The organism is Pandoraea pulmonicola (assembly GCF_000815105.2).
Classification (GTDB): domain Bacteria; phylum Pseudomonadota; class Gammaproteobacteria; order Burkholderiales; family Burkholderiaceae; genus Pandoraea; species Pandoraea pulmonicola.
Genome location: NZ_CP010310.2, coordinates 3342389 through 3356886 on the forward strand (window position 1 = coordinate 3342389; position 14498 = coordinate 3356886).

Here is a 14498-nt window from a genome sequence, read left to right on the forward strand (position 1 = left end):
GAGTTCGATGGCATTGACCACGGCTCAAAAGGGGGATATATGCCTTACGCAACCATTCAGACGACCGGCGGCTATCTATATTTGAATTCCAATGGTGGGGCAGTTCTCAGTATTTTGCCGTACCGATGGCGGTTGACGGATTACGATCCCGCGAGCACTTTCTTTTCCTATGTGTGGGCGAACGATCAAGCTGTAGTTTGCGACGGGCAATTGCTGTCAGAAACAGGCAGGGCTCCGTTCACTGTTTCACCTAACGTCCCAACTCCGCTCACCTTCGAGTACGCTGGCTCGGTGCCGGAGGGCCCCGTTTATGTCATCAGGGCTCAAGGGCTTGGGATCTACCAGAAAAACTGTGTAACACCGTTCCAGGATGGGAAGGTTTGGTTTTATGACGGGAATCTCAATATTGTTTGGGGCGTGAAAATAGCAGACTAATATCCATTGAGGGATGACCTCCCGAAATCGCCTCCACGCTCGGTCAGCCGTGTTTCAAATCGAAAGACGTACATTGACTCACGGCCCATTGGCAATCTGGTCGCCGAGGGTGTAGGTAAAGGGAGCCGCCAGCGCTTTGTCGAACTTGAGAATCGGCAGGAAGCGGCGGGTTTGCTGCATGTAGTCCCTCTGAATATATTGGGCTCCCGCGAGTAGACCTTCGGAATAGAAGATGGCCTCCAGCGGCAACTGCTCCGGTATATTCTGAGGCCAGACCGCCAGAATGGCCTCGTTCCATTTCTCATCATAATTTTTGATGGGAACTGGCAAAGTCGAGCGCGCCTGCATACTCAGTTCGAACCCCGCGCTATCTGTCCCCAATGAGCACTGTTGTTCGTAGCCAGTTTTTCTGTAGTGGCTCACCCAGCTCTGGAGGTCCGTAATCCCCAGCTCCGCACAGGGCTTGCTGGCCTGGTTACTTCCCCTCATGCCGCATTTATCTGCGCGGTACACCGTGAACCCGTCGGTTGGATATATACAACGCATCTGGAAGGGATGTTGAGCGGGCGCTGCAAACTCGCGCATCACGAATCCCTCGCCGCCGAGATATGGCAAGTCGGTACGCAGGTCACCGCGGAGATAGGTAGCCGAGACGCCCTTGTGCTCGATAGATGACGGACTGGGATTCCAGGAGTGAAAACCTGTGCCGTAGCCGGTGACCCGGACGACGACACCGTTGCACATATAGGCAGCCATGCCTCTCGGACAAGGGGTCGTGTCGGCATAGCGAGCGTTGATACGCTCAGCCACCTGTTTGCCGTAATCGAGTTGATCCGTCTCATCGAAACCGAACGGGGTTGGCGAACCGGGCGCATAGCGCAGCAGTGGCAGCCAGGTCCCCGTGGCTTCGTAATAGGCCTGTTGCCTGGCTTGCGCCTCGTGCAGTGCAGGCGGGTCAGGATCATTTACGAGATAGTAAAGCGCGTCGATGGCGATCTTGCCGGGTTGCGTGGCATCCCAGGCTACCGCCAGCAGTTGCGCGTCTGGTGTCAGACCCTCGGTGTTCGCCAGCGCGTGCGCCTGTAGAGTTTGGTTGAACGGGTTGGGTGCCTGGGCGCTGAAGGAACATTGCTGGCCGGGCGCGCTTGCCAGATAGCGGCTTGCCCACTGGGCGGCGTCGGTCACGCCCAGCGCCGCGCATGAGGAATCGTTGTCCACATCGGGATGGGTCGGCAACGTCATTCCCGTCAGCTTGCAACCGTGGTCAGAATCCGTGTCATGGAGAGACGCGGCTACCGGATAGGCGCATCGCATGGCGTACGGTTTGCCTGCCCCCACCGCGCTCAACAGGTCGGACAGCACCATACCGATACGTGAATTCGGCGCCGCACTCGCCACGTCCTGGCGACGGTATGCAAATGTGACCGACTGCAAGGCCTGCTCGGTCGTGTCGAGTTTCCAGAATTGCTTGTCGTCAGTGGCGATGTCCCGCAAGAGCACGCCGGAGCAATACCACGCGGGTTTGTCCACGCCGCACGTGTTCACCGTCAACTCATAGCGCCGATTGAGTAATGCGGCCACATCAGCGCCAGTCAGGGCACACGCGGCGGAACTCCACGTGGAAGCCAGCAGAGCGGCGAGCCAGAGTAGCGTGGCGCACTTGGAGCGCATCGACCTCGTTGGTGGGAGCTGCACGCGATGTTCCTCCGGGATCGGCTTCGAAAGCGACACCTCGAACTGCTGAAGCGCCTGATTGCCGCGGACATGAGCCAGATCATTGATCCCTGTGCCGGATCGTTCGACCGTCAATAGTGGTATTGGGGCGACCAGTCAGGGCCTTGCCCCCTTTTCCGTCAAATGAAGGTGAATAGCATCAAGATAGATTTTGTCTTTCGGCGCGCAAACTACCGTCCTTGATAGTTGTTTATGGCCGAAATGTATGGTGTTGCGAAAATAAGGCGGACACATCCCGGGGCGGCCCACGCATCTGAGGACACAGGGATTCTCCTGGAACGCCGAACACAAGTCATCCTCGAAGCGGCCCGACGCCGATCAAACCGGTTCACGGCGCGTCGGCGAGACGTCCGTGCGGCATGCGTTCGGAAACTGCCCTTACTGACCTGTGCCATGGATGTCCAGCAGCTTGAGCGTCACGCCATTGGTCCAACCGAAGCCGTCCTGCAGCGGGTACTCGCCACCGCCTCCGCCGCCGGCGCCTGAGCCGTCGACAACATACTTTTCGACCAGCTTGTGCTCGGTGGCATAGACGTCCCTCACGGTAGCCAGAAAACGTTTACTAATTTTGCGTGCGAGATCGGTACGTCCGTAGCGCCGCAATCCATCGATCGCCACCCACTGCATCGGCGCCCACCCGTTCGGCGCGTCCCATTGCTGGCTCGACTCGTACGTCGTAGTCGCAAGCCCGCCTGGTTTGAGCAAAGCCGCTTCGGCCACACGCGCAGTCTGCTGCGCACGCTCCGGCCAAGCAGCGCCGACAAATAACGGAAACAACATCGCATCGGTACGGTTGTCGCGCGGCTTGCCCAACTGCCAGTCGTAATCGCTGTAGTAGCCGTTCTTGTTCCACAGATACTTGTTGATCGCCTCGGCTCGTCTGGCAGCACGTTTCCGATACTCCGCGGCACAAGGGAAGTCTCGTGCCACGCTGCAGCCGCGGGCTATCGTATTTTCGAGATGAAACATCAAGCTGTTCAGGTCGACGGGCACGATGGCAGTGGTGCGAATCGTCGCCAGCGTCTGGCTATCGCCGAACCAGCGGGAACCGAAATCCATCCCGCTTTCCGCGGCTGCACGCAGGTCACGGTAGACTTCGTTCGGCATCCGATCCTTAACCTGCCGTGCGGTTTTCACATCCTCCACGTACGATTCGTCGCGCGGCGTGTCCTGCTCGTCCCAATAGCGGTTAAGTACCGCATGGTTTGGCAGCACCACCACGTTGCGTGTCGCACTGCCGGGCGGGGTAGCGCTTGAACCCTGCATCCAGTACGCCCACTCCTTTCGCAACTCCGGCAGATATTTTTTGTAGATCGCGTCGCCCTCCCGCTTCGCCGCGAGTTCGACCATGAACGAGAAGAACGGCGGTTGAGAACGACTCAGATAATAGGTGCGATTCCCATTCGGGATATGCCCGAAAGTCGTGATTTCATATGCGAAGTTCTCCAGCATGTCATCCACCAGGTCTTCATGACCGGACTCCTGCAAACCCAGCATGGTGAAGTACGTATCCCAGTAGTAGCCTTCGCGGAAACGTCCACCTGGCACCACGTACGGTTTCGGCAGCGGGATCAGCGAACTATTTGGCGGCACGCTGGTGGTAGTGCGCGTAAGCGGTGACCACAACCAGTCGATGTGCTCGCGCAACGTCTGGTTGCCTGGCGGCGTGATCGCCTGATCTGCCGGAAGAGTGAAATGCGCGAGGACGAAAGCCTTCAAGTCGAAGTCGGGCTCGCCCTTCTGCTGCTCGTAAAGCCGCACAATTGAAGCTGGGTCCCCCTTCGGCGTGGCATCGACGAAGATCTTCTGATCGGGAAATATTTGCGCAGTCTGGACTGCCACAAAGAAATCGCCAAAGAGTTTCTGCGGCGAGGCGGGCAACGTCGTGTTGGCCAGACAAAGCTGGGTGCCACCGGCAAATAGGACAACGCTCGCAGCGACAACCAGGCGATGCATCTTGAGGAAGTTTTTTCGATTCAGGCCAGAGCGGATCGAAGCGAGGACCGCACAAGAGCGCAAATTCTGGATTGTCACAGTCGCGCCCCCTTCTTGATTGAGAAAATTCATATTCGCCGCGCTCTCGCGCAAATTCTGTGGGGTATCGAAAATGCCAAGTCAATCCCCACTCGGCCACACCAAGTTTCCGGCATCGAGCAGGGAGGTCGTTATCTGATAGAGGTTCCGCCCCACACAAGGTGGTGCGCTTCCGATGGGTTATCCGGGCTGGGCATGACCATGCGCCAGCGAATGCCGCCCCAACGGGCAGCCAATGCCGCGGCGAAACGCCGCACGCCCTCAGGCCCGGTTCCTTCGTTTATGTTTTTGGGCAGCACGCCAAGAGCCCGGCATGTCCGAGTATGGCTACAGAAATTAGAGGAACCAGTTTATGCAGTCAAATTAAATATTGAAATTTACTTTAAATTTCATTTCTATTTATTTTTTATTTCATTTTACTTATATTTTGTGCAGATCGATGCACTGGCAATGCGGGTTCAAATGCGATGTCACGATAGCGAGCCGGTATCGCCGAATATGAATTCAGGCACGTGGCCGCTTCCCCATGACGCCGGGATTCGCAAAAAAAGCCAGATTTCTCGCGAACATTCCTCACACGAACATTCCTCACACACACCAGAGTCCGAAGCGGCGCTCTATCGTCGATTCAGCAGTTTCTTGGCTCGATCATCAGCGCGCTGCAACCTTTTCTGTGCCGCCGGCGTCAGCGCGCCATCTCGCACAGCGTTTCTTACCGGTTTGTAGTGCAATCTGTGGGCCCGCGCCCACTCCGACACGCTAAGCTCGGCGTTGCGGGCCAGCGCATCGGACAACGCCCGCAAGTCATCCATCTCCAGTTTCTTGAGACTCGGCGCCTTCCCGTCGGCCACATCCAACCGGTTCTGTATCTCCGGCGCAAGCGCGCCTTCTCGCACAAACTTTCTTACCGTCTCGGAATTCAAGCCACGAACTCGCGCCCACGCTGCCGCGTCGAGCTTGGGGTTGTCGGTCAGCGCGACAGACAGCGCCCGCAAGTCATCGATCTCCACCTTCCTGAGAGTCGGCGCTTTCCCTTCGGCCAGGTTCAACCGGTTCTGAGCCTCCGGCGTCAACACGCCTTTGTGTACCTGACTCTCTACTGTTCGAGGATGGAGGCGATTCACTCGTGCCCACGCTGCCAGGTTTAGCTCCTGGTTGCGGGCCAATGCGTCACGCAGCGCCCGCAAGTCGTCCGCCCCCACCTTCCTAAGGCGCGACGCTTTCCCGTCGGCCACATCCAACCGGCTCTGTGCCGCCGGCGTCAACGCACCGTTATATGCATAGTTCTCTATTGTTCGAGGGTGAACCTGGTTCGCTCGTGCCCACTCTGCCACGTTGAGATCGGGGTCATGGGCCAGCGCGTCACGCAGCGCCCTCACATCTTGGATGCTTATCGATTGGTACCGAATTTTCATCGAGGGGGATGTTGAACCAACGCTACCTGCGCTCTGGGGCGCTGCCCGCTTTCCCGCTCCGCGTGATTCCAGAAGCGACTGTTGTCGAACCGAGCTCGACGGCATGCAGTCCGACGCTCCGGCACCGGCCTGCGGCGCCAATGTTGCATTCACATATGTCGGCACCCGTTCGTGTATTGGCGCAGGTGTTTCAACGGGCAGCGGGCGTTCGGTCGACCTTGATGGCATATCGGCAAGAGCTTGGGCATTGACACGCCGCTCAACGCTGGCCTGAACAGCCTCAAACCTGCTCAAGAGTTCCGATGTTTCGGGCGACGGCGGCTGCCGAAGAAAGTTCAGGAGGGCACTCACTGCTCGGTCATCGATAGGCGTTTTCGTTCGCCCGTCAATCCGACGTGTCTGGCGCACCAGGCACACATCGGCGCCAACAGTAGTCGGCCGCGTTGATGTTGGCGTTGCCTGGCTCACGATCCCCAAGGCTCGTCCGGCGCCCGTCCTCGCTCTGGGGGAAGGCGGGAGTGGGCCCAAGCTCGATGGCGCACGGGAACGACCGTCAGCCAGTTGCACTTCACGCACATCGGTGCCAAGGGTGGACGACGGCTTTGAAGTTGATGCCGAGGTCAAGGTTGCCACGGGGAACTGGGGGCCCAAGGCCTCAGCGCCTGAAACAGGACGCATTCTTTATCTCACAGGAGCTTTTTTCGATCGCGACGTACCTATCATCGCTGCGGTTCGCCGCATGCTTCTGATTGTTGCAGAGGCTCGCCAACCATACATGCACAAATCGCTCTTTCGGCATTCAGTAGCGGCGATGACTGGTTCGACGTAGTACGCTGCGGGCAGAATGGTGCTTATGCAACGGAAAGGCCGCCTATGAAAGTCGCTCCAATAGCCCTCGTACTCGCTTCGCTTGCCTATCTCGCTCCGACCCATGCCGCTGGCATTCAGGATAGAAATGACCTGTCAGGCTATCTGATAAGCCATGGCGCCCTTGTTCTCCCCTACACCCTGGATTCCGACGGACAGATGAATGCGGGGGCCGTGCTGTGCTCCAGCGCACAAAAGTGCCTTGGGAGTTCGTTGCAGTACGACTTGGGTGACCTTGACAACAACATCAACGATGAACTGAAAGAAAATCTGTCGTTGACCGGCAATGAGAAAACCCTGAACAAATTATATTTAGGCCCACTTGCCCCGCTGTCCGACCTTCCAATTTCCTTCAGAAATAGAAAGGGACAAGGAAGCTATATTGGCGCACGATGGATGGAGAAACTCGCCTTGTGGTTCAACTTCGGAGCGCGAGAGGTGTACGGGAACGTACAGCCCGGGACCTTTGAAGGCTACATGAAGGAAAGCGAGCTTCACTACAGGATGATTCCTCTGAAGACCTTCGATGCGTACAGGTATCTCATCGTCTCGATCAACGGAAAAACGCCGGTCAATTTCCTGATTGATACAGGCGCCCCCAGAAGCCTCATAGACAGAAATTACGCTGAGTCGCTGGGTCTCGGTGCAAGCAATAAGCAATGCTTGCGCATGAGTAGCCAAGCAGGAGAAACCCGAGCATGCCCAACCCACGACGTGGTGTCCCTGAAGGCGGAAAACGAACCGTTATCGGTCTATCTACCGGCAGGTTTTATTGAACTGGAGCTCAATTTCGTCGTCCCGCCGCTACACATCAAGGGCATTCTGGGAATGGACTGGCTTGAACGCAACGCCGCGATCATGTCCCTGCAGGAGGACAGGCTTTATGTACCTGCCATGAATTGAGAAGATTGACATTCTCCCCACACCCGGGGGCGACGTAGCGCACCGTCGCAGTCGACGTGATCGCTCGAAACAACCGCCGCGAATGGAAGAATCGCGGCGGCCAGCACTACATCTGAAATCTCTCGAATTACTTGAATGTGAATTTCAATCCTATCGAGTCCATCTTCGTTATTAGAACCATCTCGGTAAGATACGAGCTTTCCCTTCGCCAATCCGATCTGCGCTTCTCTTCAATGATAAGCGTTAGAACAATTCCATTGATCGCGATCCCAGGATATTTAAAGTTTAGAGGAACCACACCCAACTGAAATTTATTCCATTCTTTGGGAACCCCAGCGATATATATCCCGTCCACCACAAACATCGCCTTCGAAAAATTCACTTATTTTATTCATCTTGCTTCATATCCGAACCCAGTCAGTTGGATTATTTACAAAAATCAACGCCCTACCTTCCGCAGAAAGATATTTTCCACTGGCAACGGCCCGAATGATAACCGCGCCCATGACTTCCCCAATGAATTACTGATTTCTCAAAAAAACAACAAAAATCACATCCCAATAATACAATACACATGAAACCGATTCAAACAATACCCTTAATGTTTCCACATAAATACCAGAAATACCAGAAATACCAAGAGATTGCCGCGAAAATCAACCAACTTGCCTTTAACTTTCTTTCCGAGAAAATCAGCGAACAGCCAAGGAACAGGACGGCTAAGTGGACATGAGCGTGTCGTTCGTTGCCAAGCGACTCATGAGCGAAATGTAGTAGACGAAACCTGGGCAGGCCTTAATCTATAAGCAGCGCCTATCAATTTTCAGAAGGTGAGCTGTCATGCAGATCTTTAGAATTGGACATGATGTCCGAGCATATGCGCGAGACCATGGTGGCGTATCTCTTAGCAGTCAGCGCGCCGAGGACACCGAAATCGTTCGCAACATAATTCGTGATTTCTCAGGGAATGCGTACTTTCTGGATCGGGTGGGGGCAGCCATCATTTATCTACATCGGCAGCTGAATTTCGAGGCCGACGGTATGGAGATAAGCGCATCGGGACTTGCCGCCGATCTTGCCGGAGCGGGAGATTCTTCGCCTGACAATGAACAACTGGAACGCATGTCAGCGGCCCTTATTCGCCTATGCACTCACCGCCACGCCACATTTGACAATATCTTCTATGGCGAATCGCACCTTCCGCGTCATATCGCAGAAATCATGCGAGATTTGGTGGACTTGGTGAGCGTTGCTTACTGTCGATCAGTGACAGAGAGGCTCGGCGACTCTTCAGCATCGGTCTGCCACAACGTCTGATCGCACGGCGATCTCGCTCGACGAGATCATTCAAGTATTTCTATTGGCACAGCTTGATGTCCTTGCCAGTACCGGCGATCCGGGCAAGCAAGACAGCAGTGTTACCCCCACTCTTGCGGATAGTGATTTTCTCGGGCTCACCATTGAGATCGATGGTCCGAACAAAGCAACGCCGGGCGGCAGTAGGTTTTGAGCGCCCAGCGATACACAACGGAGTGATCGACCCAGCCAACCGATCCGATACGTTCCTATCCAGCCTCGACTGATAAAGATCTGAGAGGATTTCCCATTTGTGGACGTTGGGCACTTTTAGCCAATTCCGTCCGACCTCGCCAACTACACATGCCACGTATCACCGCGCTATCCCCGCCCCCATCCTGGCAGCAAACTCAAGGAGGGGATGCCGAAAACGACCTGCGCCCGTTGACGGACGATCTCCCGTCAGAAAGCAGGTGCGCGAGGTCTCGCCCTCGTCATCAAACTTGGGGGCATACAAACTCGGTGGACGGACGACCTCATCCGCGTGCTCGCCACATCGCTTGGCAAAAGCGTCTCACGGCCTCCCAGTGGACGAGCCGCTGGCGTCCCAAGGAACCTCATCCCGCCCCTTGGAGCGTCAGGAAGCCTCATTTGGACCGCAACGGCGCAGTAGCTTCGCCCAGAATGTCGAGCGGGCGGGTTCTGTGGGTGCGTAGAGACAGACGTGGTTCGGACAACGTGGCCCTGGAGGCTCGGGGCAGCACCGCTTCGGTGGACATCAAATAGAACGAGACGAGCGGACCAGCGATGGAGACACGCTTCCGACACTACACAACCGCTTGCGCGACGGAGCGTTTACAGAAAACACCAGGTTGATGGACGACCACCTGAAGCGTCTTGTAGAGCAATCTCAAAGGCTCAGCGAGGAGGCGCGAAGCGCGTGCATCAGTGATGTGGGGCAATGTCTGCAAAACGAAGCCTGGTTTGGTCAGTCGCGAGGCGGGGCAACGGCCCATGTGGCAAACAAGCTGAGCAAGTTTTCCGGAGTGGCGGATTGCGCTGCCGGCCTTGGCGCGATTGCCACCCGGTTGGACACGCGGAATTTGAGGGGCGCGCATAGGATACCGCGACACATATCCATACGCGCGCCAGCGCTCAACTCGCTATAGTTCTTTACTATCCCATCTGTACGACATTACATAATATGTTTTAGTTTTAGCCGCGATAGAAAAATAAATTTCATTAAATGGCGATGGGAGTTCACTCGGATTATAGGTTCCTTCCATTACAAGACTTGACGAAGATATCCCTTGTTCAAATGTGGCAAGATCCGCATCATTCGGATCATATAGATAAATACGCCCACCAGCATTTTTGTTGAATACCCGTATCATCTGCGGCACAACACCCGCTGCTATGGGGGCTCCCATCAACGTCAAGTATGTGTATGAATTATCAGCTATCGGAAACTCTGGATAGTATTAGTTATCGACTGGAATTAGCCTGGGAATTGCCTGCCCTGCATTAATGCCATTGGAAACTTTCTGCCCCACATAATTAAGATTATCCGCCTCTACAAATCCGGTAATCTCCTCACCATCTATAACTCTCCCCTCGCCCCAAACATCGAGAATATATCCCATAAATTTCTCCATTATTGAGTTACGCAATAAGCTTGAATGGTATTCTCAATACTCCGGAACAAATACTAGCAATACTAAGAGGTTGTTTCGAAAATAATCATGCTAGATTTTATTTACCCCAGAAGATCGTCGAACAGGCACGGGACAGGACGGCTTCGTGGACATGGGCATGTCGTCGTTCGCATCGAGCCGCCAGGCGGCTGAGCGAGTGGAGCGATGGTGCACGCAGTCTTCGATAGCCCGAAGGCGCAGATGCGACGAGTCGTGAAGTTCGCCCAAACATGGCCGAGCAGTCGCCACATTCGCACAGCGACGCAGAAATGCCACCCGATGACGAAGAGGCATTCATGAAAATAATATTCCAAGTCCTGCTGACGCTATCCCTGTTTGGACAGGTTTCCGTCTATGCCGCTGACAGCCCCACCTTCAAGAGCATGCGAAATGTGGACAGGAATATCTTCGGGAAATACGTGGAAGGAAGAATGTCCGAAGCTTTCGATGGCAGACTGGCAACAATCTACCCATGCGGCGACAGGCCAGCTTACTATTGCCAGGGATTGATGGTCACGGCCTTCGAGGCCAACTCAACGTACTGGATGGACCCCAAAACCAAGAGGCTATCCTATACGTACTTCAGGAAAGACATCGCGACACCGCTATATGGATCTGCCGGCCTGGCGCTGTGGCCTCAAGCTTCCGTAGATCACGATTTCCCCAAAAACGGGCCGAACCAGCAGGCGTTCACCCCAGTCTATCGGTGTGCTTTTCCCAACGATGGCAATACAGACTCGCGCAGCGATAACGGATGCGGAGAAATTGCAAACGAAGTAGACAGCGCACCGTGTGCAAGCCTGGGCATTACTACGGCTCAACAGTGGCTGGACAAATATGGGAACTTGGTAGACTGGGACTTTTGCGGATTCACGCTGAATCACGCAGACGGCTCCGATAAGACGGGCATGGACGTCGTGATCCAGATCGACGCCACCCTGAAGAGGCTCGGTAAGTTCATATCTTTCCCCTGGAACGAAATTGTCGCAGAACCGTGGCCGTCGAATGAGGCCGGACGTATTCCACTGATGGCATTCTTCTCGCTCCCCGATCCAGGCTCGACAAAGACACACAGTGCAAGTCTGAGCCACCGCGCATCCTTGGCTACGGCGCAAGCACAGCAAAAGAAATACTACGACCTTACCAATATCTTCGTCCCCATCATCGAAATATCCTCGGCAAGTGCGACGGCGATCTTTGTCTATCGAGACGAGGATCAGGCACCAGGCATCCCCGACTTGGTTACCGTGTTCCCGCAATGACGAGTCGGACGTGAGATCTACTGCCAGGATAGGATAAACGCCTCGCCTGAAGTGTGCCCGGAAATGTCAAGCGGCAATTCCGGGCGCTCACTGCTAAAAACACGGCAGATTCACTACACTTGCACCTCACTTACCAAATTCTGGGGTATTTTTCCAAAGTTCGCCACATAGAAAATCTCATCTTCCTTGGTAATAAATACCTGATAACAAGCATCTATTAACTGCTCCTCGGTAAGCTTCCCCTCCTCAACCAATCGAGGACCATCGTATTTTATAATTCCCTCAATTCGCCTAAACGGATTCTCTCCGTTTGGCTTATTAATTTTAAAAAGAGCGTATCCCCTATCTCTATTTTCCGTCATAAAATGCATAGATACCTCCTGCTTCCCCGAAAGCGAGGCAGCCTTGGCTTTTACTCCTGTCTCGCTCGCGGTGTGAATAATAGCCGAAACCAAGACATCGTCCTGCGTTGCGTGCGCCGGACCTGTGAAACCAACCTCCTTATAACTCACCCCACCAACACCACCTCCCCCCGGGCGAGGCTGAGCTCGATATACAACATCAGGCAATTCAAGGTCAGCCCTACTATCAATAAATTTCTTTAAACCGGCTTCAGTCACATATGGATCTTTAAATTTCACATCAACTTTTTTGTAAATTTCATCAAGATACCTCGCTCTACCGGGAGCGGGACCAACCCGCGAGGGCCGCCAATTGAAGCCGCAGTTGCCGAAAGCCCCTCTCTTGCAACGCAGCACGTCCGCCCCATCAGGGTTTTTTATTTTTTTAAGTTCCGTCAGCGGAAGATCCCCTCCTTTTATTCTATTCAAATTGAAGCTCGTAAAAGGAGGTGAAACAAAATCAAGAAGCTCGCCCCCCACCTTCCTCGCCAAACTAGAGATTTTTATACTTTCCTTGAACGAACGAAAGGCTGCCAAAGTTCCCTTCCCAGCAGCGAGTGTGGCTCTGGCGTTCGCGAGCCCACCTCTAAGAGTACTGACACCGATCTTACCTATTGCGGTGAGCGTAAGGCCCACATCGATCAAATCCAATGCAATATCCCCGATCTCAACCTGATGACCAGGATCATTTATGCCACCGATGATCTGATCATAGAATGGAATCATCAGAGAGAATATCTTGTCGATGGCATCCTTTCCATCGTTCCCTTCTTTGAATGATTTTATGGAGTGCTTCACCTCCTCCCGGATTTGACCCTCCATTACCTCTTTGACCGCCTTGCCATTAAGGGCCATGAAAAATCCAATCTCCGTGCCCTTGTCAACAATGAAGTTGGCGATCGAGCAGGCTCCGAGATTGCTTGCTTGGCATTCCGGCGAAAATGGATTATCGTGCGTTGCAAACGGAATCCCCATGGCGCTCAGGATTTCACGATTACTGAATTTCACTTCCAAGAGCCTTCCCCAACTTTCCGTCTCCCACCCAGGATATTTCCGAGTAATAATTTTAAACTCCCCCTTTGGCCCAATAACTCCAAAATGCGCATCTTCCTGCGAACCTCCAAATGGGAATATAAAGGCCGCCGGATTTTTATTCGTCAATGGGATATTTGTCGGATAGACACGTATGGATGGATTATCCCCCTTGGGTTTTAGGGTATTAAGAGAAACACCCCTGACAATCCTTGCACTCCTGATAGGATATTCCATCTCAAGTGGACTAAGACCAGCCATCCCCGCATTTGAAATGGCCTTTGCCGTAGCAAATCGATCAAGGTGCTTTTCGATGTAATCAACAAACTGCGCGTAATACAGTTTTGTCGCTCTCGCATTTATTTGAGCGACCTCCCCAGCACCCCCGCCGGGCGTGAACTTATACTTCATTCGCTCAAAGACAGACATATTCTTTTCCAGATCCTCTTTAATCTGGTGCCAAGTTTTGAATCCAGAAGGAGGTGGTGGTGGGTTTAAGGCAAGATCCCATGCCTCTTTGAAGATCTCGAGGCATCTCTCTTCGTTTACAGCGCGCTTATCGCCACCATTTTCTGCGCACCAAGTTATTGCCTCTTCTTTCCACAGCGCCAAGTCGGCATCACTTACGAGATCGCTGTTGCCATTATTCCCCTCATTGGAGTGAATCTTGTTTGCGAAGGCCAATAGATCCGCATCGCTCACCCCATTCGCCGCCTCCCCCAGCAGATTTCGAATGGCCTTTTGTCTCGCGACAATTAGCGGATGCTCTTCCGTTTGAACGTCACTCGCCACTGCCTCGCGAGTAGCGTTTTTTTCGTCGACAGAGCGCTTGTGGGGTTGTGCTTGAAGGACGTTTGGCGTCGAATCACGACTTCGGGAATCGCTCACCAAGTGAGAGTCTTCAGAGACTGCATCGGTTAGAACAGGAACCGCACCGGTGACATTGGAGGAAGCGCTGGCATTTCGGTGGGAGTTTTCTTGCAATTCGACTAGTGTCGCGGGAGATTTCGGCTGCATGCCAGAGGCGTGCGCTTCACTGGAATTGCTTCTTTGTGCTCCGGGCCCGGCACTTTCCCTCGCCCTGGAGGCGAATTCGCCTGTTGCATCGTCATTAGACTTCGCACCAGGGTTACTTTTCGGCTTTATTGCATCACTCAACCTTCCGGGCGGATTCTTGAGGACTTCCGCTGCCTGTGCGACATACTGCCCGGCCAGCAAAAGCGCATATAGCGTCGCCGTTCGCGAAGAGTTTTGTACGCTGATGGGTGCGGCCTTGCTTCGACGGGATGGATGTGGGTTGTCATGCCTTGCAATATTGAAATTTCCGTTATTTCTTCTGTTAACACTTAGGATTGCCAAGTTTTGATTCATGAATTCCTCCTATATTGCGGACGGCAGGTTAGATGCCTAGAGAAAAATAGACCT

General features: G+C 54.0%; 9 protein-coding genes. 4 read left to right on the forward strand and 5 right to left on the reverse strand.

What is annotated here, in order from left to right:
* The first annotated feature begins 39 nt into the window (after positions 1–39).
* The gene (locus RO07_RS26045; protein WP_147284642.1) at positions 40–435 is read left to right on the forward strand and encodes a hypothetical protein; all 396 of its coding nucleotides are present in this window, start codon (positions 40–42) and stop codon (positions 433–435) included.
* Between the two features lie 78 nt (positions 436–513).
* On the opposite strand, the gene RO07_RS14365 is transcribed toward RO07_RS26045, so the two are convergent.
* The 3 genes from RO07_RS14365 to RO07_RS14375 all read right to left on the reverse strand — a co-directional run bounded on the left by RO07_RS14365 (position 514) and on the right by RO07_RS14375 (position 5618).
* Positions 514–2244: a hypothetical protein gene (locus RO07_RS14365; protein ID WP_072637047.1), complete on the reverse strand. Its 1731-nt coding sequence runs from the start codon at positions 2242–2244 to the stop codon at positions 514–516.
* A gap of 303 nt (positions 2245–2547) precedes the next feature.
* Positions 2548–4236, reverse strand: coding sequence for an alpha,alpha-trehalase TreA (treA, locus tag RO07_RS14370; protein ID WP_039411652.1), 1689 nt, complete (start codon positions 4234–4236; stop codon positions 2548–2550).
* A gap of 584 nt (positions 4237–4820) precedes the next feature.
* Positions 4821–5618: a hypothetical protein gene (locus tag RO07_RS14375; protein ID WP_039411655.1), complete on the reverse strand. Its 798-nt coding sequence runs from the start codon at positions 5616–5618 to the stop codon at positions 4821–4823.
* Between the two features lie 873 nt (positions 5619–6491).
* Between RO07_RS14375 and RO07_RS14380 the strand changes: the two genes are divergently transcribed.
* Both RO07_RS14380 and RO07_RS26050 read left to right on the forward strand, forming a co-directional pair.
* Positions 6492–7388 carry a retropepsin-like aspartic protease gene (locus RO07_RS14380; RefSeq protein WP_039411658.1) on the forward strand — a complete coding sequence of 299 codons (897 nt, stop codon included), beginning with the start codon at positions 6492–6494 and terminating at the stop codon, positions 7386–7388.
* A gap of 840 nt (positions 7389–8228) precedes the next feature.
* Complete coding sequence (locus tag RO07_RS26050) at positions 8229–8705, forward strand: hypothetical protein (protein WP_147284641.1); 477 nt, start codon at positions 8229–8231, stop codon at positions 8703–8705.
* Positions 8706–10165: 1460 nt separating this feature from the next.
* On the opposite strand, the gene RO07_RS26055 is transcribed toward RO07_RS26050, so the two are convergent.
* The gene (locus RO07_RS26055) at positions 10166–10327 is read right to left on the reverse strand and encodes a hypothetical protein (protein WP_157118211.1); all 162 of its coding nucleotides are present in this window, start codon (positions 10325–10327) and stop codon (positions 10166–10168) included.
* 281 nt (positions 10328–10608) lie between these two features.
* On the opposite strand from RO07_RS26055, the gene RO07_RS14390 reads away from it, so the two are divergent.
* Complete coding sequence (locus RO07_RS14390) at positions 10609–11640, forward strand: hypothetical protein (protein WP_039411663.1); 1032 nt, start codon at positions 10609–10611, stop codon at positions 11638–11640.
* A 113-nt stretch (positions 11641–11753) separates the two neighbouring features.
* On the opposite strand, the gene RO07_RS26060 is transcribed toward RO07_RS14390, so the two are convergent.
* On the reverse strand, positions 11754–14444 hold the full coding sequence (locus RO07_RS26060; protein WP_147284640.1) for a hypothetical protein: 2691 nt from the start codon (positions 14442–14444) through the stop codon (positions 11754–11756).
* Between the last annotated feature and the right edge of the window lie 54 nt (positions 14445–14498).

Excerpts from the sequence above, each read along its gene's own strand:
- RO07_RS14380 (WP_039411658.1), top strand. The coding sequence starts at position 6,492 with ATGAAAGTCGCTCCAATAGCCCTCGTACTCGCTTCGCTTGCCTATCTC.
- treA (WP_039411652.1), bottom strand. The coding sequence starts at position 4,236 with ATGAATTTTCTCAATCAAGAAGGGGGCGCGACTGTGACAATCCAGAAT.
- RO07_RS14390 (WP_039411663.1), top strand. The coding sequence starts at position 10,609 with ATGGCCGAGCAGTCGCCACATTCGCACAGCGACGCAGAAATGCCACCC.
- RO07_RS26055 (WP_157118211.1), bottom strand. The coding sequence starts at position 10,327 with ATGGGATATATTCTCGATGTTTGGGGCGAGGGGAGAGTTATAGATGGT.
- RO07_RS26050 (WP_147284641.1), top strand. The coding sequence starts at position 8,229 with ATGCAGATCTTTAGAATTGGACATGATGTCCGAGCATATGCGCGAGAC.
- RO07_RS26060 (WP_147284640.1), bottom strand. The coding sequence starts at position 14,444 with ATGAATCAAAACTTGGCAATCCTAAGTGTTAACAGAAGAAATAACGGA.
- RO07_RS14375 (WP_039411655.1), bottom strand. The coding sequence starts at position 5,618 with ATGAAAATTCGGTACCAATCGATAAGCATCCAAGATGTGAGGGCGCTG.
- RO07_RS26045 (WP_147284642.1), top strand. The coding sequence starts at position 40 with ATGCCTTACGCAACCATTCAGACGACCGGCGGCTATCTATATTTGAAT.